25 protein-coding genes are annotated in these 22432 nt (G+C 72.3%); 20 read left to right on the top strand and 5 right to left on the bottom strand.

Going from position 1 to position 22432, the window contains the following annotated elements; genetic code table 11:
* Positions 1–80: 80 nt before the first annotated feature.
* The 7 genes from hxlB (at position 81) to ACIPEP_RS07170 (ending at position 7545) form a co-directional block, all read left to right on the top strand.
* Positions 81–641 carry a 6-phospho-3-hexuloisomerase gene (hxlB, locus tag ACIPEP_RS07200; protein ID WP_402716858.1) on the top strand — a complete coding sequence of 187 codons (561 nt, stop codon included), beginning with the start codon at positions 81–83 and terminating at the stop codon, positions 639–641.
* A gap of 11 nt (positions 642–652) precedes the next feature.
* Entirely contained in the window at positions 653–1291 is a 639-nt protein-coding gene (gene hxlA, locus ACIPEP_RS07195; protein ID WP_070417617.1) for a 3-hexulose-6-phosphate synthase, read from the top strand.
* A 67-nt stretch (positions 1292–1358) separates the two neighbouring features.
* Complete coding sequence (locus ACIPEP_RS07190; protein ID WP_402716857.1) at positions 1359–2447, top strand: GNAT family N-acetyltransferase; 1089 nt, start codon at positions 1359–1361, stop codon at positions 2445–2447.
* Positions 2444–3184 (top strand): alpha/beta hydrolase, encoded by a 741-nt coding sequence (locus ACIPEP_RS07185; RefSeq protein WP_402716856.1) that lies wholly within the window; start codon positions 2444–2446, stop codon positions 3182–3184. Before ACIPEP_RS07190 ends, ACIPEP_RS07185 begins: the two co-directional genes overlap by 4 nt.
* 130 nt (positions 3185–3314) lie before the next feature.
* Positions 3315–4082, top strand: a complete 768-nt coding sequence (locus ACIPEP_RS07180; RefSeq protein WP_092385370.1) for an HAD family phosphatase — start codon at positions 3315–3317, stop codon at positions 4080–4082.
* A 79-nt stretch (positions 4083–4161) separates the two neighbouring features.
* Positions 4162–6672, top strand: coding sequence for a glycoside hydrolase family 65 protein (locus tag ACIPEP_RS07175; protein WP_071295176.1), 2511 nt, complete (start codon positions 4162–4164; stop codon positions 6670–6672).
* 105 nt (positions 6673–6777) lie between these two features.
* The gene (locus tag ACIPEP_RS07170; RefSeq protein ID WP_070417621.1) at positions 6778–7545 is read left to right on the top strand and encodes an SDR family NAD(P)-dependent oxidoreductase; all 768 of its coding nucleotides are present in this window, start codon (positions 6778–6780) and stop codon (positions 7543–7545) included.
* Between the two features lie 30 nt (positions 7546–7575).
* Here ACIPEP_RS07170 and ACIPEP_RS07165 read toward each other — a convergent pair whose 3' ends face one another.
* Both ACIPEP_RS07165 and ACIPEP_RS07160 read right to left on the bottom strand, forming a co-directional pair.
* Positions 7576–7962, bottom strand: a complete 387-nt coding sequence (locus tag ACIPEP_RS07165) for a VOC family protein (protein ID WP_070417622.1) — start codon at positions 7960–7962, stop codon at positions 7576–7578.
* Positions 7959–8474 (bottom strand): DUF1697 domain-containing protein, encoded by a 516-nt coding sequence (locus tag ACIPEP_RS07160; protein WP_402716855.1) that lies wholly within the window; start codon positions 8472–8474, stop codon positions 7959–7961. The genes ACIPEP_RS07165 and ACIPEP_RS07160 overlap by 4 nt, the downstream gene beginning before the upstream one ends.
* A 72-nt stretch (positions 8475–8546) precedes the next feature.
* On the opposite strand from ACIPEP_RS07160, the gene ACIPEP_RS07155 reads away from it, so the two are divergent.
* From ACIPEP_RS07155 to ACIPEP_RS07145, 3 genes are read left to right on the top strand one after another with little or no spacing between them, the layout of a single operon-like run.
* Positions 8547–9023 (top strand): prevent-host-death protein, encoded by a 477-nt coding sequence (locus ACIPEP_RS07155; protein WP_336698678.1) that lies wholly within the window; start codon positions 8547–8549, stop codon positions 9021–9023.
* A gap of 3 nt (positions 9024–9026) precedes the next feature.
* The gene (locus ACIPEP_RS07150) at positions 9027–9368 is read left to right on the top strand and encodes a hypothetical protein (RefSeq protein ID WP_070417625.1); all 342 of its coding nucleotides are present in this window, start codon (positions 9027–9029) and stop codon (positions 9366–9368) included.
* Between the two features lie 44 nt (positions 9369–9412).
* Positions 9413–9880 carry a hypothetical protein gene (locus ACIPEP_RS07145; protein ID WP_070417626.1) on the top strand — a complete coding sequence of 156 codons (468 nt, stop codon included), beginning with the start codon at positions 9413–9415 and terminating at the stop codon, positions 9878–9880.
* Positions 9881–10002: 122 nt separating this feature from the next.
* Here ACIPEP_RS07145 and ACIPEP_RS07140 read toward each other — a convergent pair whose 3' ends face one another.
* The gene (locus ACIPEP_RS07140) at positions 10003–11475 is read right to left on the bottom strand and encodes an NCS2 family permease (protein WP_071295179.1); all 1473 of its coding nucleotides are present in this window, start codon (positions 11473–11475) and stop codon (positions 10003–10005) included.
* 145 nt (positions 11476–11620) lie between these two features.
* On the opposite strand from ACIPEP_RS07140, the gene folE reads away from it, so the two are divergent.
* The 5 genes from folE (at position 11621) to ACIPEP_RS07115 (ending at position 15267) form a co-directional block, all read left to right on the top strand.
* Positions 11621–12244 carry a GTP cyclohydrolase I gene (gene folE / locus ACIPEP_RS07135; protein WP_402716854.1) on the top strand — a complete coding sequence of 208 codons (624 nt, stop codon included), beginning with the start codon at positions 11621–11623 and terminating at the stop codon, positions 12242–12244.
* Entirely contained in the window at positions 12241–13179 is a 939-nt protein-coding gene (gene folP / locus ACIPEP_RS07130) for a dihydropteroate synthase (RefSeq protein WP_070417628.1), read from the top strand. Before folE ends, folP begins: the two co-directional genes overlap by 4 nt.
* Positions 13176–13943, top strand: a complete 768-nt coding sequence (locus tag ACIPEP_RS07125; protein WP_402716853.1) for a pyrimidine reductase family protein — start codon at positions 13176–13178, stop codon at positions 13941–13943. Before folP ends, ACIPEP_RS07125 begins: the two co-directional genes overlap by 4 nt.
* 27 nt (positions 13944–13970) lie before the next feature.
* Positions 13971–14624 (top strand): HAD-IA family hydrolase, encoded by a 654-nt coding sequence (locus ACIPEP_RS07120; protein ID WP_071302454.1) that lies wholly within the window; start codon positions 13971–13973, stop codon positions 14622–14624.
* A gap of 100 nt (positions 14625–14724) precedes the next feature.
* Positions 14725–15267 carry a type 1 glutamine amidotransferase domain-containing protein gene (locus ACIPEP_RS07115; protein WP_402716852.1) on the top strand — a complete coding sequence of 181 codons (543 nt, stop codon included), beginning with the start codon at positions 14725–14727 and terminating at the stop codon, positions 15265–15267.
* A gap of 27 nt (positions 15268–15294) precedes the next feature.
* On the opposite strand, the gene ACIPEP_RS07110 is transcribed toward ACIPEP_RS07115, so the two are convergent.
* Positions 15295–15864 carry an MOSC domain-containing protein gene (locus tag ACIPEP_RS07110; RefSeq protein WP_402716851.1) on the bottom strand — a complete coding sequence of 190 codons (570 nt, stop codon included), beginning with the start codon at positions 15862–15864 and terminating at the stop codon, positions 15295–15297.
* Positions 15865–15974: 110 nt separating this feature from the next.
* Here ACIPEP_RS07110 and ACIPEP_RS07105 point away from each other — a divergent pair, with 110 nt between their 5' ends.
* From ACIPEP_RS07105 to ACIPEP_RS07085, 5 genes are all read left to right on the top strand, one after another.
* Positions 15975–17534: an AlkA N-terminal domain-containing protein gene (locus tag ACIPEP_RS07105; protein ID WP_402716850.1), complete on the top strand. Its 1560-nt coding sequence runs from the start codon at positions 15975–15977 to the stop codon at positions 17532–17534.
* On the top strand, positions 17531–18043 hold the full coding sequence (locus ACIPEP_RS07100; protein ID WP_070417632.1) for a methylated-DNA--[protein]-cysteine S-methyltransferase: 513 nt from the start codon (positions 17531–17533) through the stop codon (positions 18041–18043). Before ACIPEP_RS07105 ends, ACIPEP_RS07100 begins: the two co-directional genes overlap by 4 nt.
* Positions 18044–18202: 159 nt before the next feature.
* Complete coding sequence (locus ACIPEP_RS07095) at positions 18203–19021, top strand: alpha/beta fold hydrolase (RefSeq protein WP_402716849.1); 819 nt, start codon at positions 18203–18205, stop codon at positions 19019–19021.
* Between the two features lie 17 nt (positions 19022–19038).
* Positions 19039–19920 carry a hypothetical protein gene (locus ACIPEP_RS07090; protein ID WP_070417634.1) on the top strand — a complete coding sequence of 294 codons (882 nt, stop codon included), beginning with the start codon at positions 19039–19041 and terminating at the stop codon, positions 19918–19920.
* 144 nt (positions 19921–20064) lie between these two features.
* On the top strand, positions 20065–21540 hold the full coding sequence (locus tag ACIPEP_RS07085) for an amino acid permease (RefSeq protein ID WP_402716848.1): 1476 nt from the start codon (positions 20065–20067) through the stop codon (positions 21538–21540).
* A gap of 141 nt (positions 21541–21681) precedes the next feature.
* Here ACIPEP_RS07085 and ACIPEP_RS07080 read toward each other — a convergent pair whose 3' ends face one another.
* Positions 21682–22416 (bottom strand): LysE/ArgO family amino acid transporter, encoded by a 735-nt coding sequence (locus tag ACIPEP_RS07080; RefSeq protein ID WP_071302460.1) that lies wholly within the window; start codon positions 22414–22416, stop codon positions 21682–21684.
* Positions 22417–22432: the final 16 nt, after the last annotated feature.

Here is a 22432-nt window from a genome sequence, read left to right as displayed (position 1 = left end):
GGTGGGGCCACCCGATCGGACGGGGACCCCGCCGTGTCGGGTAGCGGCGGCGGACCCGCGTCCCGACCACGATCGTTGGCATGCCCGCTGACACCGTGACCGACGCCCTCGCCCTGATCGTCCGCGAGTCCGCCGACCTCGCCGAGACGGTCCGGGGCGACACCGATGCCGCGCTCGAGCTGCTCGGCGGTGCCGAGCGCGTGTTCGTCCACGGGGCCGGCCGCTCCGGCCTCGCGCTGCGGATGACGGCCATGCGGCTCATGCACCTCGGACTCGACGTGCACGTCGTCGGCGAGGTGACGACCCCGGCCATCCGGACGGGGGACGTCCTGCTCGTCGCGAGCGGCTCCGGCACGACCACCGGCATCGTCCAGGCGGCGCGCACCGCGGTCGACGTCGGCGCTGACGTGCTCGCCGTGTCGACGACCGACGACTCGCCGCTCGGCGCGCTCGCCGCCGTCACCCTCGTCGTGCCCGCCGCGACGAAGACGGACCGGTCGGCCAGCGCCTCCGAGCAGTACGCGGGCAGCCGCTTCGAACAGGCCGTGGTCCTGCTCGGCGACGCACTCTTCCACGCCCTGTGGACCCGGAGCGGACGCTCCGCCGACGACCTGTGGCCCAGCCACGCCAACCTCGAGTGAAAGGCACACCCATGCAGATCCAGTTCGCCATCGACACCCTCACCACCGAGGCCGCGCTCGACCTCGCCGCGAAGGCCGCCCCGAGCGTCGACGTCCTCGAGCTCGGCACACCGCTCATCAAGAGCGCCGGGCTCTCCGTCATCACCGCGATGAAGGAGGCCCACCCGGACAAGACCGTGTTCGCCGACCTCAAGACCATGGACGCCGGCGAGCTCGAGGCGGACATCGCGTTCGCCGCGGGCGCCGACCTGGTCACCGTCCTCGGCGTCGCCGGGGACTCCACCATCGCGGGCGCCGTCGCCGCTGCCGAGAAGCACGGCAAGGGCGTCGTCGTCGACCTCATCGGCGTCGCGGACAAGCCCGCCCGGGCCCGTGAGGTCGTCGCCCTCGGCGCGCAGTTCGTCGAGGTGCACGCGGGGCTCGACGAGCAGGCCGAGGAAGGCTTCACCTTCTCCACCCTGCTCGAGGCCGGCGAGGCCTCCGGCGTCCCCTTCTCGATCGCGGGCGGCGTGAACGCGTCGTCGATCGCGGCCGTGCAGGCGTCCGGAGCGATCATCGCCGTCGCCGGGAGCGCCATCTACAGCGCGGACGACGTCGCAGCCGCGGCGGCGGAGCTGCGTGCGGCCGTCACGGAGGCGGCGGCGGTCTGATCCGGTCCAGGAGGCGCTGGTCGGCCCGGCAGGGTCGGCTCGCACCCGCGGGCGGTAGCGTCGGGGCGTGACGATCGCGCTGCGCCGGGTGACGGCAGATGACTGGGAGACCTGGCGGCCGGTCCGGCTCGCGGCGCTCGCGGACGCTCCCGAGGCCTTCGGGTCGACGCTCGCCGACTGGGCCGACGCGCCCGAGCACCGGTGGCGGACCCGCCTCTCGATCCCCGGAGCGCTCGACCTGCTCGCCCACGCCGAGGACGACTCCGTCGTCGGCATGGCCAGCGGCGTCCCGGGCGAGGACCCCGGCACCGCCGAACTCATCTCGATGTGGGTCGACCCCGCCGCCCGCGGCCGAGGGGTCGCGGCCGCGCTCATCCGTGCGGTCGCGACCTGGGCCGCGAGCGCCGGGGCCGACACCCTCGAGCTGTCGGTCATGCCGGACAACGCCACGGCCCGTCGCACGTACGAGCGCTGTGGCTTCACCGCGACCGACGAGCCCGGTGACCCGCTGCCCGACGGTCGGCACGAGGTCGTGATGCGTCGTGACCTCGCCGCCGAGCGCACGCTGGACGCCTACGAGCGTGCGGCCGACCGCTACGCCGAGCGCACCGACGACCACCGTGCCGGGCTCGTCGACGACCTGCTCGCACTCGTCCCGGTCGGGGCGCGGGTGCTCGAGCTCGGGTCGGGCCCGGGGCGTGACGCCCTCGCGCTCGAGGCGGCCGGACTCGTCGTCGACCGGACCGACGGAGCGCGGTCGTTCGTGGACGCGCTGCGGTCCGCGGGGCATGAGGCGCGCCTCGTCGACGTGCGCTCGGACGCGTTCGGCGGCCCGTACGACGCCGTGTTCGCGAACGCCGTGCTGCTGCACGTCGGGCGGACGGAGCTCGAGGGCGTCCTCGTGCGGCTCCGCGACGCCGTGCACCCCGGCGGTGTGCTGGCCGCCACCGTGAAGCTCGGCGACGGCGACGCGTGGAGCACGCGGAAGCTCGACCTCGCCCGGCACTTCACCTACTGGACGCCAGGACCCCTGGCCGAGGTCGTCACCCGTTCCGGCTGGACCGACGTCGACGTCCGTGAGACCACGCGCCCGGGTGCCGACGAGCGCTGGCTCACCGTCACCGCCCGACGCCCGCAGGAAGCAGGGAGACCATGAACCGAGCACTCCGCTGGACCGCGTGGGTCGTCGCCGTGATCGTGCTGATCGCGGTGGTGTTCCTCGTCTGGGCGAACATCGTCATGCAGGGCACCCGGAGCGCGGCGCTGCAGGTCTGGCGGGACGACCGTGTGGCCGTCCGGGACGCCGGGGACGCCGTGGTGATGACGCCGACCGGCACCGAGAACGGCGCGGGCATCGTGTTCATCCCGGGCGCGAAGGTCGACCCGTACGCGTACATGGCGACGTTCCGGCAGGTGGTCGCCAGCGGGACGACCGTCGTCATCACCAAGCCGACGCTGCACCTCGCCTTCTTCGACACCCGCCCGCTGTCGACCTTCGAGTCCCACGCCCCCGACGTCCGGTCCTGGGCGGTCGGCGGGCACTCGCTCGGTGGCGTGCGCGCGTGCCAGCTCGCGCCGGACGCCGACGGGCTGCTCCTGCTCGGCAGCTACTGCGCGAACGACATCAGCAAGTCCTACATCAGCGTGCTCAGCGTCTCGGGGTCGCGTGACGGGCTCTCCACCCCCGAGAAGGTCGACGCCGCGCGGCACCTGCTGCCGTCGAACGCGATGACGGTCGAGGTGCAGGGCGCGAACCACGCCGACTTCGGTGCGTACGGTGCGCAGCCCGGCGACGACACCGCGACGATCTCGCGGACCGACGCCCGGCAGCAGATCGGTTCGGCGATCGAGGAGTGGGTGCGGACGCTGCCGTCGGGCGCTGCGCTGCGCTGAACCTCCTGCACAGCGAACGAGTGTGTGAACTCTTTCCACAGGGGCCCGGCGCGCCTGAACGCCGGTCCTGGAGCGGTCCTAGACTCGTCCGGAAGCAACGTCGACGACCCCGTCCCCCGGAGGGCAGCACATGACGACGCCGGACCGGCGCACACCCGCGCGACTCGCTGACCAGCGAGCGCTCCTGTTCGACCTGGACGGTGTCCTCACCCCCACCGCCGACGTCCACATGCGTGCGTGGAGCCGGCTGTTCACGCCTTTCCTCGCCCAGCACGGCGTCGCTCCGTACACGGAACAGGACTACTTCGCGTACGTCGACGGCAAGCCCCGGTACGACGGGGTGCGTTCCTTGCTCGAGTCCCGCGGCATCGACCTGCCGCAGGGCACCCCGGACGACCCGCCGGACGCCGACACGGTGTGCGGGCTCGGCAACCGGAAGAACGCCGAGTTCACGGCCGAGCTGACCGAGCACGGGGTGGAGCCCTACCCCGGTTCGCTCCGGTTCCTCGTCGCCGCCATCGACGCCGGGTTGTCCGTCGCCGTCGTGTCGAGCTCCGCCAACGCCGTGCAGGTGCTCCGCACGGCCGGCATCCTCGAGCGCTTCCCCGTGGTGGTCGACGGCCTCGTCGCCCGCGAAGACGGTCTGGCCGGCAAGCCCGCGCCCGACACCTACCTCGACGCCGCGAGCCGGTTCGGCCTGACCGCTGCCGAGTGCGTCGTTGTCGAGGACGCCACGAGCGGGGTCGAGGCGGGACGGAACGGTGCCTTCGGGCTCGTCATCGGCGTCGATCGCGGAGCCGGGGCCGACGCGCTCCGGGCGCACGGTGCCGACGTCGTGGTCGGCGACCTCGACGAACTCGTCGACGAGCTGCCGGAACCGGCCACGAGCACGACGTAGGCGCCAGCGGCCGGGGCGATCCGCGCCTCCAGGCCCTCCCGACCCTCCCCACGAACACCCTCCTCCCCCACGGAGCACCATGAACCCCATCACCTCCGACCCGCTGGACCGCGTCCGCTACCCGATCGACGAGTGGGCCCTCGTCGAGACCGAGTACGCGCCCGACGAGCAGGGCGTCGCCGAGACGAACTTCGCCGTCGGCAACGGGTACCTGGGCCTGCGCGGCAACCTCGACGAGGGTCGTGGCGGCGTGCAGTACGGCACGTACATCAACGGTTTCCACGAGACCTGGCCGATCCGCCACGCCGAGGACGCCTTCGGCTTCGCGAAGACCGGGCAGACGATCATCAACGCGCCCGACGCCAAGGTGATCCGCCTGTACGTCGACGACGAACCGCTCGTCCTGGCCGAGGCGGACATCCTCCGGCACACCCGGCGGCTCGACTTCCGGGGCGGGTACCTGTTCCGCGAGACCGAGTGGTCGACACCCTCGGGCAAGCGCGTCCTCATCCGGTCGCGGCGGCTGGTGTCGTTCACGGACCGGCACCTGGCGGTCATCGACTACGAGGTGACCGTGCTCGACGCGGACGCCTCGATCCTGCTGTCGAGCCAGATCCTCAACCGGCAGGACGTGCAGGACGAGTACCACGCGGGGATGCGTGCGGCGGCGAACGCGTTCGACCCGCGCAAGGCCGAGGCGTTCACCGAGCGGGTGCTCGAGCCGAAGCTCAAGCGCAGCACCGGCGGCCGTTCGCTGCTCGGGTACCAGGCGGCGAGCTCGGGCATGACGATCTGCGTCGGCGTCGAGCACCACCTCGAGACCGAGAACAGCTGGGACGAGTCCTCGTCGATCGAGGACGACCTGGCGAAGCACGTCTACCGCGTGCAGGCGCGCGCCGGGCAGCCGATCCGCCTGACGAAGCACGTGGTCTACCACACGTCCCGCGGGGTCCCGGCGCGCGAACTCGCCGACCGCTGCGAGCGGACCCTCGATCGCTCGCGTGCCGAGTCCGTCGACGCCGCGTTCGCGCGGCAGGCCGAGTGGATGGACGACTTCTGGGCGCGGAGCGACGTCGAGATCGTCGGGCAGCCCGCGCTCCAGCAGGCCGTCCGGTGGAACCTGTTCATGCTCGCGCAGGCCACGGCCCGGACCGACGGGCACGGCATCGCGGCGAAGGGCGTCACGGGCTCCGGGTACGGCGGCCACTACTTCTGGGACATGGAGATCTACGTCCTGCCGTTCCTGTCGTACACGGCGCCGATCGTCGCCCGGAACGCCCTGCGGTTCCGCTACAACATGCTCGACGCAGCTCGGTCCCGCGCCCGCGAGCTGAACCAGCACGGCGCGCTGTTCCCCTGGCGGACGATCAACGGCGAGGAGTCCAGCGCCTACTACGCCGCCGGCACCGCGCAGTACCACATCGACGCGGACATCGCGCATGCGCTCATGCAGTACGTCCGCGCCTCGGACGACCGCGAATTCCTCAAGCGCGGTGCGATCGACATCCTCGTCGAGACCGCCCGACTGTGGGAGGACCTCGGGTTCTGGCGGTCGAACGGCGACAAGAAGTTCCACATCGACGGCGTCACCGGTCCCGACGAGTACACGACGGTCGTCGACGACAACCTCTACACGAACGTGATGGCCCGGGCGAACCTGTGGTTCGCCGTGAACGCCTGCCGCGAGCTCGCAGCCGACGATCCGGAAGAGTACGAGCGCATGGTGCGGCGGACCGGGCTGCAGGCGCAAGAGGTCACCGACTGGGAGCACGCGGCCGAGTCGATGGAGATCCCGTTCGACCCGCACCGTGGCATCCACCCGCAGGACGCCCAGTTCCTCGACAAGGAACTCTGGGACCTCGACAACACCCCCGAGAGCAAGCGCCCGCTGCTGCTCCACTACCACCCGCTGGTGATCTACCGGTTCCAGGTGCTCAAGCAGGCCGACGTCGTGCTCGCGCTGTTCCTGCAGGGGCACGAGTTCACCGCTGCCGAGAAGCGTCGCGACTTCGACTACTACGACGCCCTCACGACGGGCGACTCCACGCTGTCGGCGGTCGTGCAGTCGATCATGGCGGCCGAGGTCGGGTACCACGACCTCGCGCTGCAGTACTTCCAGACGGCGCTGTACGTCGACCTCGCCGACCTGCACGGCAACACGACCGACGGGGTGCACATCGCCTCGACGGGCGGCATCTGGGGTGCGGTCGTGAACGGGTTCGGCGGCATGCGGGACCACGGCGGCCGGATGACCTTCAACCCGCGGCTGCCGAAGGACTGGGAGCGGATCACCTACCGCCTGACGGTGCGCGGATCGCGTGTGCGCGTCGACCTCGAGCAGGACGCCATGACCTTCACGGTCGAGTCGGGCTCCGGGTTCACCGCGTGGGTGCACAACCAGCAGTGGGACGTCACCGCCGGTGAGCCGACCGTCGTGCCGCTGCCGCACCAGGGCCCGCGGATGTCCGGGCGCGCGCCGACGACGGCCGACATCCAGGGCACCCTCCGTGCCGACGGATCGGTCGTCACGGCGTCGATCCCGACGATCTCGCTCGACCGCGACCTGGAGCCGGACGACACGACCGCCTGACACCCTCCGAACGCGCCCAGGCGGGTGCGGGCACCATGGCTCGCCGTGCCCCGCTGGGCCGATGGCGTCTCCCCGGGCACGGATCGTGCAACGAGAGGAGACACCATGGGCAACCGGTTCGAGGGCAGGGTGGCGATCGTCACGGGTGCCGGGTCCGGCATCGGCGAGGCGACCGCGCGGGCGTTCGTCGACGAGGGCGCGTCCGTCGTCCTGACCGACAGCGTCGACGAGAAGGTGCGAGCGGTCGGCGACAGCCTGCCGAGCGACCGGGTCGTGGCGCTCCACGCGGACGTCGCGAGCCCGGCCGACTGGCAGCGGGTCGTCGACACGGCCATCGAGCGGTTCGACCGCATCGACGTGCTCGTGAACAACGCCGGCACCTTCAGCTCCGGCGACATCACGGACATCACGCCGGACGAGTGGCACCGCGTGATCGAGACCGACCTCTCCAGCGTGTTCTACGGCACCCGTGCGGCGCTGCCGTTCCTCCGGGCCACGAAGGGGTCGATCGTGAACACCTCGTCGGTGTCCGGCGAGGACGCGGACTGGCGGATGAGCCCCTACAACGCGGCGAAGGGCGGGGTCTCGAACTTCACCAAGGCCGCCGCGCTCGACAACGGGCAGTTCGGCGTCCGCGTGAACGCCGTGGCGCCCGGGCTCGTGTGGACGGACCTCACGCAGGACCAGGCGGAGGACGAGGAGCTGCAGGAGAAGTTCGAGGAGCGGATCGCCCTCGGCCGCGCGGGTCGTGCGCACGAGGTCGCGGCGGCCGTGCTGTTCCTGGCGAGTGACGCGGCGTCGTTCATCACCGGGGCGATCCTGCCGGTCGACGGTGGCACCACCGCGAGCAACGGGCAGCCCCCGCAGTCCTGATGGTGGCTGTCCGCGGCCGGTCGTCGCCGCTCAGTCGGCGACGAGTTCGACCTTGAACCGTTCGGCGTCCTCGAGGAACGCCGCGTGGTGATCCGGCCCGCCGGCGTGCGGATGGCGGTCCTCGTAGAGGCGTCGCCATCCGTGCGCGGGCGCGGCCGCCCAGATCCGGGCCACGTCGTCGGTGCCACCGGCGTGGAACGCGAGGTGGCTCAGGCCCGGGCGTCGTCGATCGTGCTCGCCCGGCAGCGGGGCGGTCTCGAGCACGACGTACAGGTCGCCGAGCCGCCAGCTCCGCCCGTCTGGCCACCGCTGGAAGGGCTCGTGGCCGAGCTCGGTCAGGAGCCAGTCCCACGCGGGACCGGACGCGTCGAGGTCGGCGGTGCGCAGTTCGACGTGGTGCAGACCACCCCGGCTCACAGGAGCTTCCGGAGCGTGTTCGCGTTGCGGGTCGTCGTCGTCCGCTTGAAGCGTGCGGCACCGGCCCGCTTGGCGAACACCGTGTCCGTGCTCGACCCCTTCGGGCACGACCAGTAGACGACCCCCACGCCGCGTGCGACGCGCTCGACGGACTCGTCGACCTCGAGGTCGGCCAGCAGGTCGTCGAGGGCGTCCTCGTCGGAGCCGAACACGACGTAGTCGTGGTGGTCCTCTGCGGCGGGGAACGGGAAGCCGTCCACGACGGCGGCGAGCTCGTCGTGGGGGACGAGCACGATCCAGGCGTCGTAGCCGAAGCGGTCCCGGAGCGACTGCTCGATGTCGGTCTTCAGGGCGGCGGCCGTGCCGTCCGAGCCGAACACCACGTTCCCGGAGGCGAGGACGGTCCGGACGTCCTGGTACCCGCGTTCCCGGAACAACGCCGCGAGTTCGGCGCTCCTGATCGTGATCCCGTTGACGTTCACCCCGCGCAGCAGCGCGACCCACCTGGTCATGCCCGAACCGTACCGCCCGCGGCCGACCCCTGGCCACTTGTGTTCAGAACGCGTTCTGAATAGCCTTGATCCGTGACGATCCTCGCCCCTGCTCCCGCACCGTCTCGGCCTCGTCGCGCGGTGCAGTCCTCCGACCTCTCGCGCCATGCGAAGGAGGTGTTCGCCGCGGCCGAGCAGGAACCGCTCGAGGTGACCCGTCGCGACGGCAAGCCGCTCGTGCTGACGACGAAGGAGCGCTCGGACGACGACGAGGCCGTGCTCGACATCGCCGCGCAGCTCATCGCCGCGGTGACGATCAACGAGCAGTTGCCGCTGCACGACCGTCTGGCGATCCCCTACCCGTGGCTGAAGCTCCTGAGCCGCGCCGATCAGCAGCGGTTCGCGAAGGAGATCGTCGAGGTCGCACGGGGTTCGTTCTCGCTGCGGCAGCCGCGCCGGCTCCTGCTCGAGATGCAGGCATGGCGGAACTCCGCCGAAGCCATCGCCGCCGGCTGGGACACCTCCGAGGTCGAGGTGACCGACAGCCCCGTCGTCGTCGAGAAGCCCTGACGGGTGGCCCGTCGTTCCGGCGTGGTGCGGCCGGTCCGCACCACCGAGTACACGATCGTCTTCGGGAACCGAGCAGCGGAGCAGGGATGGCGGGACGTCGTCGCCACGCAGCGGAACGCCGTGGCGGCAGCATGGGAACGCCTGACGACCGACCCGCTGACCGAGGACCTCGCGTGTCACGCGCTCCGTGGTGAGCTCGGGTCCGTGACGCACTCCGGGCGGGTGTGGGTCCGCCGGCAGTACGAGCTGCGTCGCGGTGCTCGGCTGTGGTTCACGGTCGACGAAGCGCAGATGGTCGTCCATCTCCTCGCGGTGCACACTCACCACCCGAACGCCACGAAGTGAGGCACCTCGGAGCGGTGGGAGCAGCGGTCCGGTAGACGGGACCCATGACGAACGACGCACCGCACGACGACGCACAGGGCCCCGACGAGCAGCACCGCGTGCCCGAGGGGGTCTCGGACGCCACGGTCGAGGCGCTCGGCACCCTGTCGGCAGCGGTCGAGGTGATCGAGCACGCCCGCGGACTGCTCTACGGGTTCCACCGGCTGACCGGGATGGCGGACCTGAACCTCGGCGAGGCCGTCGAGCAGCTCCGGGACGCCGGCCACACTGAGCTGGCGGACCGCATCGACTCGGAGCTCGTCGGACGCAACGTCATCGCCGGCCGGTGGACGTTCCAGGTCGTCGAGGACTACGACGACGGGTACTACGCCCTCGCGAAGGAGCTCGAACGGACCGCGCGGGACGAGCTCGTGCAGGGACGCAAGCACCTGTTCGAGGCGGGCATGAAGGAGGACCGGCGCTCCCGGGGCCGACGCCACCACGAGGCGACGCCGGCCGACCTGGCGGACTGAGGCCGCGCCTCCCGGGCACGGTGCCCACGCACAACGCAAGTCGCCCCGAACCACGACTGTCCGTGGTTCGGGGCGACTTTCGTTGTGCGAAACGCGAGCGCAGCGAGCGCCCGCGCCGCGCCTCAGCCGACGCCGAGCAGCACCTCGAGCGGCCCCCGCGCGAAGTACAGCAGGAAGCCCGCCGCCACGACGTACAGCAGCCACGACACCTGACGGCCGCGACCGGACAGCAGCTTGATGAGCACCCAGCTGATGAAGCCCGCACCGATGCCGTTCGCGATCGAGTAGGTCAGCGGCATGATCACGATCGTCAGGAACGCCGGCAGCGCCGCCCCGAAGTCGGTCCAGTCGATGTCCTTCACCTGCGCCACCATGAGCGCACCGACGACCACGAGCCCGGCGGCTGCGACCTCGAGCGGGACGACCTGCGTGAGCGGCGTGAGGAACATCGACGCCAGGAACAGCAGACCGGTGACGACGGAGGCCATGCCGGTCCGGGCGCCCTCGCCGATGCCGGCGGCGGAGTCGATGAACACGGTGTTCGACGACACCGAGGCGCCACCACCCGCGATCGCGCCGGCACCCTCGACGACGAGCGCCGACTTCAGGCGCGGGAAGGTGCCGTCGGGGTTCGCGACACCGGCGGCCTTCGCGAGGCCGGTCATCGTGCCCATGGCGTCGAAGAAGTTCGTGAAGACGAGGGTGAAGACGAGCATCGACGCGGCGATGGGGCCGATGCGGGTGAAGGCACCGAAGACGTCCGCGTGACCGACGAGCGACAGGTCGGGCACCGCGAACAGCGCGGAGGGCAGCCCCGGCGCGTTGAGGTTCCAGCCGGTGGGCGAGTCGACCGAGGTCGGTACCTTGAAGATCGCCTGCAGGATGATCGCGATGACCGTGGTCGCCACGATGCCGATGAGCAGGGCGCCCCGGACCTTGCGGGCCATCAGCGTGCCGATGATGACGAGGCCGATCAGGAAGACGATGGTCGGCAGTGCTGCGATGGAGCCGTCCTCGCCGAGCTGCAGCGGCGGCGAGGCGTTCTTCGTGGTGCGGACGAACCCGGAGTCGACCAGGCCGATGAACGCGATGAACAGGCCGATGCCGACGGTGATGGCCGCCTTGAGCTGCGCGGGCACGGCCGTGAAGATCATCGTCCGGATGCCCGTCAACGCCAGGATCACGATCACGACGCCGTTGATGACGACGAGGCCCATCGCCTCGGCCCAGGTGACCTGGTGCACGACGCTGACGGCGAGGAACGAGTTGATCCCGAGCCCCGCGGCGATGCCGAACGGCAGGTTCGCGATGAGGCCCATCGCGATCGTCATGAGCCCGGCGACGAGTCCGGTGGCCGCGGCGACCTGGGCGTTCTGCAGCCAGCCGCCGAGGACGTCCTGCGGCGCCTGGTCCTGGCTGAACCCGCCGAGGATGAGCGGGTTGAGGATGACGATGTAGGCCATCGTCACGAAGGAGACGAGGCCGCCCCGGATCTCGCGAGGGATCGTCGATCCGCGGTGCGTGATGGAGAAGAAGCGGTCGAGGCCGGTCGCGAAGCGGTTCCGGGGCGTGGTGTCGGTCTGCGGGGCGCTCACCGAACAAGCTTAAAGGGCGCTGGGTTTCCGGCACGTCACAGCTTCCTTCCAGGGGATTTCCTGGAGGCGCGGCTCGCCTCGACGGGGTACGTCACGCCCGGTGGCCGGTCGCGTTCTGCGGCCAGGGCTGGTGTTGGATGGACGGGTGAACCAACGTCTGGACCGTGCGCGCATCGAGTCCGCCGTGCGGGAGCTCCTGCTCGCGATCGGCGAGGATCCCGACCGCGCGGAACTCGCCCGCACGCCCGCTCGTGTGGCCGAGTCGTACGCCGAGTTCTTCTCCGGCATCGGGACGGACGCGGTGACGATCGCCCGCGACGGCACGGTACACGCCGAACCGGGCGACCGCGGGCAGCTCGTCATCGTGCGCGACGTGAAGTTCCGGTCCGTGTGCGAGCACCACCTGCTCCCGTTCCTCGGTGTGGCGCACCTCGCGTACGCGCCGGGGGACCGGCTCATCGGCCTCGGCACGCTGTCGCGCGTGCTCGACGCGGTGGCCTCCCGTCCGCAGCTGCAGGAGCGGCTCGGCGAGCAGGTCGCGGCGACCATCGCCGAGGGGCTCGGGGCCGCCGGCGTCCTCGTGGTCCTCGACGCGCAGCACCAGTGCGTGACGACCCGTGGGGAGCGGCAGACCGGGTCGACGACCGTGACCGTGGCGGCGACCGGCACCCTGGCCGAGGCCGCCGGTCGGGCCGAGGCGATCGCCCTGATCGGTGCAGGTGCCGGTGCAGGCGCGGACGTCGGAGCCGGCCGCGGGGCGGACGCGTGACGACCGAGCGAGGCGGGGCGCGCCAGGGCCCCGCTGCCACCGCACCCGGGTGGGTCGTCCCCGACCTGCGCGAGCCCGTGCGAACCATCGGCCGCCGGACCTTCGACTTCGACCACCGCATCGCCGTCATGGCGATCGTGAACCGCACGCCCGACTCGTTCCACGACCGCGGCGCGACCTTCGCACTCGACCGTGCCGTCGAGGCCGCCGTGCACGCGGCCGAGCAGGGCGCGGACTGGGTCGACATCGGCGGCGTGAAGTTCGCGCCGGGGCCGGAGCTGCCCGCCGCCGACGAGATCGACCGCGTCGTGCCCGTCGTCCGGCAGCTCGCGCAGGAGTCCGACGTGACGATCAGCGTCGACACCTTCCGGCCCGAGGTCGCCGCAGCGGCGATCGAGGCCGGTGCGAGCGTCGTCAACGACACGACCGGGCTGTCCGACCCCCGGATGGCGGCCGTCGTGGCGGACTCCGACGCGACGATCGTGATCACGCACTCGCTGGCGGAGCCCCGTCGTCCGCTGCCGGCCCCGCCGCAGTACGGCGACGTGACGACCGAGGTCGTCGGGTTCCTGCGCGAGCGGGTCGACCGGGCCCTCGCGGCCGGCATCCCGGAGTCGCGGATCATCGTCGACCCGGGGCACGACCTCAACAAGAACACGGTGCACACGCTCGAGCTCACCCGACGCCTGCCCGAGGTGGTCGCGCTCGGCTACCCGGTGCTCGCGGCGGTCTCGAACAAGGACTTCGTGGGGGAGTCCCTCGGGCGTCCCCGCGGTGAGCGACTGGCCGGGTCGTTGGCGGTCGCGACCGTGAGCGCGATGCTCGGCGCGCGGATCGTCCGGATGCACGACGTCGCCGAGAGCGTGGACGCGATGCGCATGGTCGAGGCGACGCTCGGCTGGCGGGCACCGGTGGAAGCGCGGCACAACACGTGAGCGTCCTCCCGCCGTCGATCGCCGACCTGTCCGACGACGAGCTGCTCGCGCTGTACACGGCGGGGGCGGTCGCGCCCTGGCTGCGGGTGAACTTCGTGACGACGCTCGACGGCTCGGCGACGGCCGCGGGTGACGGGGTCTCGGGATCGCTCGGCGGGCCGGACGACCTGCGCGTGTTCGACCTGCTGCGCCGGGTGGCCGACGCGGTGCTGGTCGCCGCGGGGACCGTCCGTGACGAGGGCTACGGGCCGATGGTGCTGCACGACGCCGACGTGGCCTGGCGGCGGGCACACGGGCTGCCCGACCACCCGGTGTTCGCGATCGTCTCGGGCTCGCTGTCCCTCGACCCGGCGTCCCGGGTGTTCACCGAGGCGCCGGTGCGTCCGATCGTCCTCACCTCGACGACCGCAGCGTCGTCGCCCCCGGCCGCGGCGCTCGCGGCGGTCGCGGACGTCGTGCCGTGCAGCTCCGACGACGACCCGGACACGGTCGACCCCGTCGCCCTGCGGGACGCCCTGGTGTCGCGCGGCCTCGGCACGGTGCACTGCGAGGGCGGACCGACGTTCTTCGGGGCGCTCGTGGCGGCGGACCTCGTGGACGAACTCACGCTGACGGTCGACCCGTCGCTCGAGGGTGGCGCGGGCCCACGCATCACCCACGGCGGTTCGCCCGACCTCCGGCGCTTCCGGCCGGCCCACGTGCTCCTCGGGCGTGACGGTGTGCTGCTCACCCGGTACGTACGGGCGCCGGACCCCGGCGAGTGACCGGGGTGGCACGCTAGGGTCGGGCGCGTGATCGACATCGTGGCGTCCGGGGTCCTCTTCGACATGGACGGGACGCTCGTCGACTCGACCGCGGTGGTCGAGGCGACCTGGACCCGGTTCGGCGTCGAGCACGGCATCGACCCCGCGGAGATCCTCGCCTTCTCGCACGGCCGCCAGGCGATCAGCACGATCCAGCGCTTCCTGCCCGACCTCGACCACGACGAGCAGCTGCGGATCGCCGCCGGGCTCGTCGCCGAGGAGCGCGAGAGCACCGAGGGCATCTCGGAGGTCCCGGGCGCCGGGGCGTTCGTGTCCCGTCTGGTCGACGCCGGGGTGCCGGTCGCGATCGTCACGAGTGCGCCCCGCGACCTCGCGGTGGAGCGGATGCAGGCCGCCGGGGTGCACGTGCCCGAGGCGCTCGTCGCCTCCGAGGACGTCGAGCACGGCAAGCCGCACCCGGACGGGTACCTGCGCGGTGCGGCGCTGCTCGGTGTCGACGCCGCCGACTGCGTGGCCTTCGAGGACGCACCCGCCGGGCTCGAGGCCGCCATCGCCTCCGGGGCGACCACGGTCGTCGTGGGGACGCTCGAGGCGGACGTCACCGCGGGGCTGTACCGGGTGGGCGGCTACGACGGCATCTCCGTGGAGCGCGAGGGAACGGCCTTCCGCATCCGCGGCTGACCTGACCGCTGCCCGCGGCTGTCCACCTGCGGACGCTTCCAGCGCTCCCCGACGACGCTGGTCGTGCGGCCGGAACGACCGGGCCGCGGAAGGAACGACCATGGCAGCACTCGACGGCAAGAAGATCCTCGTCATCGCGACGAACTACGGCGTGGAGCAGGACGAGATCGTCGTCCCGATCGACCAGCTCCGCGAGCGCGGCGCGACGGTGACGGTGGCGGCGCAGGAGACCGGGGCGATCGCGACCCTCGTCGGCGACAAGGACCCGGGCCAGCACGTCGACCCGGACACCACCATCGCCGGTGTCAACGCCGGCTCGTTCGACGCGCTCGTCGTCCCCGGGGGCACGATCAACGCCGACACCCTCCGCACCGACCAGCAGGCGGTCTCCCTCGTGCAGGCGTTCGCGGAGGCCGGCAAGCCCGTCGCCGCGATCTGCCACGGGCCGTGGACCCTCATCGAGGCCGGTGTCGTGGCGGGGAAGACGATCACGTCGTTCCCGTCGCTGCAGACCGACGTGCGGAACGCCGGGGCCGAGTGGGTCGACCAGGAGGTCCAGGTCGACGGCGGGCTCATCACCTCGCGGAACCCGGACGACCTGCCGGCGTTCGTCGACGCGATCGAGTTCGCACTGACGGCCTGACCGTCTGACCGGCACTGCGCCGGCGCGTCAGGGGAGCGCGACGGGGCGGGCCGTGCGGAGCACCGCGGGTCCGAGGGCGAGGACGCCGTCGGACTCCGGGTCGCACCGCACCCCGCCCCGCCCGCGCATCGCCCGGAACGCCCCCGGGGCCACCTCGTGGTCCATCCAGGCGCACGGGTTCGCCGGCCGGTACCCGCGGAAGCGGACCACCCCCTGCCCGGAGTCGAGCGCGAACGGCTCGCCCCGGAGCGCCTCGACGTCCACCCCGCGGAGGAACACGTTCCGCCGGGTCGCGACCGGGTCGACGGCCGCACCGAGTTCGGCGGCGACGGCGTCGAGCCCCTCGAGACCGATCACGGTCACCGAGGCGTGCACGTGCGCCCGCGACGCGAAGTACCGGTCACCGACGATCCCGAGCCCCGCGCGCAGCTCGACGCGATCGCGCAGGTCGTCCGGCTCGCCGTCCACGGCGGGCAGCGCCCCGTCCGCCGGTCGCCCCTCGTAGCGGTGCCGCCGGGACACCAGCAGCAGCGCGATCTCGACGTCGGTCCGGAAGGGCAGGTCGCCGGAGCCGGCCACGTCGTCCACGTCGGTCACGCACCCCACGCTAGCCGCGCCTCCAGACCGCCGTTCCCGCGCGGACGGGTGTCCGCTGCCCTGTCTGATTTCCGCCAGTCGATGTCGGTGAGCCGTGTCAGGCTGTGGGCATGTCCATCGCACCAGACGCACTGCACGCCGAGCGCTACCGGGTCGTCGCCTCCCGCGATGCCCGGTTCGACGGGCAGTTCGTCACCGCCGTGCACTCCACCGGCATCTACTGCCGCCCCTCGTGCCCGGCCCGGACGCCCCGGGAGTCCGGCGTCACCTTCTACCGCACCAGTGCCGCCGCGCACCTCGCCGGCTTCCGCGCTTGCAAGCGCTGCCTACCCGAGGCGACACCGGGCAGCCCCGAGTGGGACCTCCGCGAGGACGTCGCCGGACGCGCCATGCGCCTCGTCCTCGACGGCGTCGTCGAACGCGACGGCGTGCCCGGCCTCGCCGCCCGCGTCGGGTACTCCGAGCGGCAGCTCAACCGCATCATGACCGCCGAGCTCGGTGCCGGGCCCAAGGCGCTCAGCCGGGCGCACCGCGCACAGACCGCGCGGACGCTGCTCACCTCGTCCGACCTGCCCGTCGCGGACGTCGCGTTCGCCGCCGGGTTCGCGAGCGTCCGCCAGTTCAACGAGACCGTGCGCGAGGTCTTCGCGGTCACGCCGACCGAGCTCCGCGCACGCCGCACGCTCCGACCGGTCGCGGACGGAGCACTGCACGTGCACCTGCCGGCGCGCGCGCCGTTCGACGCGCAGGGGCTCCTCGACTGGCACGCGCTGCACGCCCTGGCGGGCACGGAGCAGGTGGAGGTCGACGACACCGGGCGGGTCACGTCGTACGGACGGGTGCTCGACCTGCCAGGAGGCGCGGCCTGGTTCAGCGCCTCGGCCACCGTCCCCGGGGTGGCCGGGCGGGGGACCGGGATCGACCTGCGCGTGCGGGTCACGGACCTCTCCGACCTCCCGACGCTCGTGGCGCGGGTGCGCTCGTACTTCGACCTCGACGCCGATCCGGAAGCCGTCGATGCCGTGCTCGGCGCGGTGCCCGAGCTGGCCGACGCCGTCGCCCGGGTCCCCGGCATCCGGCTGCCCGGCGCCGTGGACCCGCACGAGATCGTCGTCCGGACCCTCATCGGCCAGCAGGTGTCCGTCGCGGCGGCCCGGACGGCGCAGACACGGTTGGTCGCGGCGCTCGGTGCGCCCGTGCCGTCCGCGATCGCGCCGGACGGCCTGCTGTTCCCGTCCGCCGCCGTCATCGCGGCCCGCGGGCACGAGGTGCTCCGTGGCCCGGCTGCCCGCGTCGACACGATCCTCCGGGTGGCCGCGGCGCTCGCCGACGGGTCGCTCGTGGTCGACGGCGGGCAGTCGCTCGACGAGCTGCGCGCCGGACTCCTCGCGGTGAAGGGCATCGGGCCCTGGACCGCCGACTACGTGGCGCTCCGGGTCCGCCACCACCCGGACGTCTTCCTCCACAGCGACCTCGCCGTGCGCAACGGTGCACAGGAACTCGGGCTGCCCGGTTCGGCGCGCGAGCTCTCCCTATGGTCGGAGCAGGTGGCGCCGTGGCGGAGCTACCTCACGATGCACTGCTGGCGACCGATCATCGACCGCGCGACGGCGACGACCGGTGCGACCCACACGACCGCGGCTCCGGCCGCCCGGAAGGACGAACGATGACCGATGCGACGATCCAGACGCTGGACACCCCCGACGGCCCCTTCACCGTGCTCGAGGACACCGAGGGCCGCGTCCTCGCCTCGGGCTGGACGGACGACGCGGAGCGCATCCTCGCGCGCCTCGCCGACCGGCACCGGCCGGAACGCGTGGTCGACGGCCGGGTGGCCTCGGCGGACGCCGTCGACGCGTTCTACGCGGGCGAGGTCGAGCACGCGATGCAGGTGCCGGTGCGCCAGTTCGGCACCGAGCTCTTCGCCGAGGGCTGGCGGCAGCTCCGACTGATCCCTGCCGGTGGGACGTTGACCTACACCGGGTTCGCCGCGGCGATGGGGCGACCCGACGCCGTCCGGGCCGCGGCGAGCGTGTGTGCGCGGAACGCCCCGGCGCTGTTCGTGCCGTGCCACCGCGTGCTGCGGACCGACGGCACGCTCGGCGGCTTCGCGTGGGGGCTCGACGTGAAGCGGTCCCTGCTCGAACGGGAGTCGGTGGGCACGACGGCGCTCGTCTGAGTCGAGAGGGGCCGGACCGGTGTTCTCCCCCTGGTTGCGGGTGTCGACGCGGGGGCACGGGGCTGTCATGCTCGACACAACCGACCCGCCAAGGACCAGACCCGAAGGACCCCACGCGCGCCAGCGGCGCACCGCGGTCGACCCACCTTCGAGGACCCCATGGACCAGCACGTCGACCGCACGGTCGTCTCCGCGGACGGCACGGTGCTCGCCGTGTCCGACGCCGGGACGGGCCCCGCGCTCGTCGTCGTCGGCGGGGCGTTCGACCACCACGGCACCCCGTTCGTCACCGGCCTGACCGCGGCCCTGCAGGACCGCTACCGGGTCATCACCTACGACCGACGCGGCCGCGGCGCGAGCGGCGACACCGACCCGTGGGCGATCGAGCGCGAGGTCGAGGACCTCGCGGCCGTCGTCGCCGACGTCGAGGGTCCCGTCACGGCGGTCGGCCTCTGCGTGGGTGCGGGCGTGGTGCTGCACGGCCTCGCGGGCGGGGTCCGACTCGACGCCGCCGTGCTCTGGGAACCGCCCTACCGCGCCACCGTCGACCCGCACGCCGACGACGTCGTCTTCGCGGACGTCCTCGACGAGCACGTCGCGGTCGGACGTCGCGCCCAGGCCGTCCGGGCGTTCCTCGCGCACGTCCTCGGCGTCCCCATGGGCCAGATCACCGCACTCCGCCTGAAGGGTGCGCTGTGGCGGTCCCTCGTCGTCGACGCGCACGTGCTGAGCCGTGACGTCCGGGTCCTCAACGGTCTCGCGATCCCCGAGCGGGTGGCTGCAGCCGTGGGCGTGCCCGTCCTCGTCGCGGCCGGTGGCGACGGCCTCGAGTGGATGCGGCAGGCGGCCCGGGCGGTCGTCGAGGCCGTCCCGGGGTCGGAGTACGCCGAGGTGCCGGGGCAGGGACACGTGCCCGCGCCCGTGGCCCTCGGCCAGCTGCTCGACCGCTTCACCGCGCGGACGGCCGCACGGCGCTGACCACCGGGGCTGCAAGGATGGTCGTCGTGAACGCACCTCGCCTCGGACTCCTGCTCGACGTCGACGGGCCCATCGCCAGCCCCGTCTCGCGCACCATCGCGATCCCGAGCATCATCGAGGACCTCGTCGCGCTCGCGGCCGAGGGGATCCCCGTCGTGTTCAACACGGGGCGGAGCGACGCCTTCATCCGGCAGGAGGTCGTCGGACCGCTGCTCGCCGGCGGTCTCGCGGCGGGCGGCCGCGTGCACGCCGTCTGCGAGAAGGGCGCCGTCTGGTGCTCGATCGGCCCGCAGTACGAGGGCGGCATGGGCGAGCTGACCGTCGCCGAGGACCTGGCGCTGCCGCGGGACTACGCCGACGAGATGCGCGAGCTCGTCCGCGACGAGTACGCCGACCTGGTCTTCTTCGACGAGACGAAGCGCGCGATGGTCTCGATCGAGCAGCGCGTCGAGGTGCCGAACGCGACGTACCTCGCCCGCCAGCCGGAGTTCGACGCGAAGGCCATGGCCGCGCTCCAGCGCCGCGGGCTCGGGGTCCGCCGGCTCGACGACGTCCGCCCCGACGCCGACGGTGCCGTGCAGTGGCGGATCGACCCGACGATCATCTCGACCGACGTCGAGTCCGACCGCAGCGGCAAGGACATGGGCGCCGAGCGGTCGCTCGAGCTCCTCGCGCAGGACGGCGAGCTGCCCCTGGCCTGGCGGACGATGGGCGACTCCCGGAGCGACTACGCGATGGCGGACTGGCTGCACGCGAACGGCCACGAGGTGGCGCACGTCGACGTCCGCCCGTCCGACGGGGTCCCGGCGACGCCCTACCCGGTGCTCACGGCACCCGACGGCGTGATCCACGACGACGCCGGAGCGCGGTTCCTGTCGGACTGGCGCCGGTCCGTCTGAGCCGAGCCGCGCCTCCCGGGCCCCGGACCACGCGCTGTCGGAGGCCGCGCTGCCGGGCCACACCCGTCCACGGTGTTTGCGTGTCGGGGTGGTACACCAGTAATGTCGCGGGGTCCGCCGCCAGCCGATGACGGGATCCACCCCATGGCACAGAAGCTCCGCATCAAGTCGATCGAGGCCTCACTGGCCGACTCCGAGGAGCAGGGCCGGTCCCTGAAACGCTCCCTGAAGACGTTCGACATCGCCGCGATGGGGATCGCGGTCGCCGTCGGCGCCGGCATCTTCTCGGTCGGAGCGAACGCCGCCGCGAACTTCGCCGGACCCGGCGTCATCATCTCGTTCCTGCTCGCCGCCGTCACCTGCGGCCTCGCGATCATGTGCTACGCCGAATTCGCCTCGACGATCCCCGTCGCCGGCTCCGCGTACACGTTCACCTACGCCACGATGGGCGAGCTGCTCGCCTGGATCGTCGGGTGGGACCTCATCCTCGAGACCCTCACCGCCAGCGCCGTCATCGCGAAGTACTGGGGCATCTACCTCAGCACCGCGTTCGAGGTGTTCGGCGTCGACCTGCCGAGCACGATCCAGCTCGGGCCGATCCCGTTCACCTGGGGCCCGGTCTTGATCGTCGGCATCTTCACGGTGCTGCTCGCGTTCGGCACCCGGCTGTCGTCGCGGGTCTCGGCCGTCATCACGGTCATCAAGGTCGCCATCGTCGTGTTCGTCATCGTCGCCGGTGCGTTCTTCGTCAAGGCCGCGAACTTCACCCCCTTCATCCCGCCGGCGTCGCCCGCCCGCGGTTCGGAGGGGAGTGTCTGGACCCAGTCGCTCGTGTCCTGGTTCACCGGCTCGGAGCCCGCCCAGTACGGCGTCTTCGGCCTGCTCGCCGCGGCCTCCCTCGTGTTCTTCGCGTTCATCGGCTTCGACGTCGTCGCGACCAGCGCCGAGGAGACCGAGAACCCGCAGAAGACCCTGCCGCGCGGCATCTTCATCGGCCTCGGCATCGTGACGCTGCTCTACGTCGGCGTCAGCGTCGTCATCACGGGCATGGTGTCGTACCAGCGCCTGGCCGAGGAGAAGACGCCGTCGCTGGCATCGGCCTTCTACATCGTCGGACTGCCGTGGGCCGCCGGCATCATCGCGATCGGCTCCCTGATCGGTCTGACCACGGTCGTCATGGTGCTGCTGCTCGGCCTGTCCCGCATCGTCTTCGCGATGAGCCGTGACGGCCTGCTGCCGCGCTGGTTCTCGAAGACGAACGAGAAGACGCAGACGCCGGTGCGCGTGCAGGTCGTCGCGGGTGTCGTCGTCGCGCTGCTCGCCGGCTTCACCGCGGTCGACAAGCTCGAGGGCATGATCAACATCGGCACCCTGTCCGCGTTCGTGCTCGTGTCGATCGGGATCATCGTGCTCCGTCGTTCGCGTCCCGACGCGCCGCGTGCCTTCCGGGTGCCGTGGTCGCCGGTGCTGCCGATCGTCTCGGCGGTGCTGTGCTTCTGGTTGATGTTGAACCTCGAGGTCGAGACGTGGCTCCGGTTCGTCATCTGGCTCGTGGTCGGGTTCGCGATCTACTTCGGGTACAGCCGTCGCAACAGCCGGGTGGGCAAGGGCCTGCAGTAGGGCGCGCGGGGGCGCGCGGGCGCGGGCGCTGGCGGGCGGGTCGAACCACGTTTCCGACACCGAACCACGCGCGGGGGCTGGTTCGGTGTCGGAAACGTGGTTCCACGCGGGCGTGGGCGCGGCCAGTCGCCGCGCGCCGCGTCAGGCGCCCAGTGCGAGCGCCGCGCCGAACCCGAGCATGACGAGCGCGACGAGCCCGTCGAACACGCGCCACGTCAGCGGCTTCGCGAACAACGGTCGCAGCAGCCGTCCGCCGAACCCGAGCGCGCCGAACCACAGGCAACTCGCGAGGACCGCCCCCACCGTCCACCACCACCGCTCCGCCGGCCCCTGCTGGTTCGCGACGGACCCGAGGAACACGAGCGTGTCCAGGTAGACGTGCGGGTTGGCCCACGTGAACAGGAGCATCGTCACGACGGCCGTCCGGATGGTGACGGCGCGGTCGGTTCGTCGGGGTCCTGGAGGCGCGGTGCGCGTCCGCCCCGCACCCACCGTCGCCGAGGTGGCCGGTCCCACCGCCGCGGTCGCCACCGGCACGCCGTCGTCCGCCGCCGCCGACTCCACCCGCATCGCCGCGCCGGACGGCCACAGCGCCCGCCGAGCCGCGAGCACCCCGTAGGTCACCAGGAACGCCGCACCGACGAAGCGGATCACCACGAGCGCCACCGGGAACCGCTCGACCACGACCCCGACGCCGAGCACCCCCGCGAGGATCAGCACGGCATCCGAGAGCGCGCAGACCACCACCGCCGCTGCGACGACCCGTACCGACGAGGTCACCGCGAGCCGGAGCAGGTACGTGTTCTGCACACCGATCGCCACGATGAGCGCGAGCCCGGTACCGAGGCCCGCGAGCAGGGGAAGGAGTGTGGTCACGGTCCGACCGTACGGC

This window comes from Curtobacterium sp. NPDC087082, from assembly GCF_044745045.1.
Classification (GTDB): domain Bacteria; phylum Actinomycetota; class Actinomycetes; order Actinomycetales; family Microbacteriaceae; genus Curtobacterium.
Note: the sequence above shows the minus strand (reverse complement) of the source record. Positions and strands in the feature narration are given on the sequence as shown.

Bases quoted from the DNA above. Each gene is read 5' to 3' on its own strand.
- hxlB (WP_402716858.1), top strand. From the start codon at position 81: ATGCCCGCTGACACCGTGACCGACGCCCTCGCCCTGATCGTCCGCGAG.
- hxlA (WP_070417617.1), top strand. From the start codon at position 653: ATGCAGATCCAGTTCGCCATCGACACCCTCACCACCGAGGCCGCGCTC.
- ACIPEP_RS07185 (WP_402716856.1), top strand. From the start codon at position 2,444: ATGAACCGAGCACTCCGCTGGACCGCGTGGGTCGTCGCCGTGATCGTG.
- ACIPEP_RS07180 (WP_092385370.1), top strand. From the start codon at position 3,315: ATGACGACGCCGGACCGGCGCACACCCGCGCGACTCGCTGACCAGCGA.
- ACIPEP_RS07175 (WP_071295176.1), top strand. From the start codon at position 4,162: ATGAACCCCATCACCTCCGACCCGCTGGACCGCGTCCGCTACCCGATC.
- ACIPEP_RS07170 (WP_070417621.1), top strand. From the start codon at position 6,778: ATGGGCAACCGGTTCGAGGGCAGGGTGGCGATCGTCACGGGTGCCGGG.
- ACIPEP_RS07160 (WP_402716855.1), bottom strand. From the start codon at position 8,474: ATGACCAGGTGGGTCGCGCTGCTGCGCGGGGTGAACGTCAACGGGATC.
- ACIPEP_RS07145 (WP_070417626.1), top strand. From the start codon at position 9,413: ATGACGAACGACGCACCGCACGACGACGCACAGGGCCCCGACGAGCAG.
- ACIPEP_RS07115 (WP_402716852.1), top strand. From the start codon at position 14,725: ATGGCAGCACTCGACGGCAAGAAGATCCTCGTCATCGCGACGAACTAC.
- ACIPEP_RS07105 (WP_402716850.1), top strand. From the start codon at position 15,975: ATGTCCATCGCACCAGACGCACTGCACGCCGAGCGCTACCGGGTCGTC.
- ACIPEP_RS07100 (WP_070417632.1), top strand. From the start codon at position 17,531: ATGACCGATGCGACGATCCAGACGCTGGACACCCCCGACGGCCCCTTC.
- ACIPEP_RS07095 (WP_402716849.1), top strand. From the start codon at position 18,203: ATGGACCAGCACGTCGACCGCACGGTCGTCTCCGCGGACGGCACGGTG.
- ACIPEP_RS07090 (WP_070417634.1), top strand. From the start codon at position 19,039: ATGGTCGTCGTGAACGCACCTCGCCTCGGACTCCTGCTCGACGTCGAC.
- ACIPEP_RS07085 (WP_402716848.1), top strand. From the start codon at position 20,065: ATGGCACAGAAGCTCCGCATCAAGTCGATCGAGGCCTCACTGGCCGAC.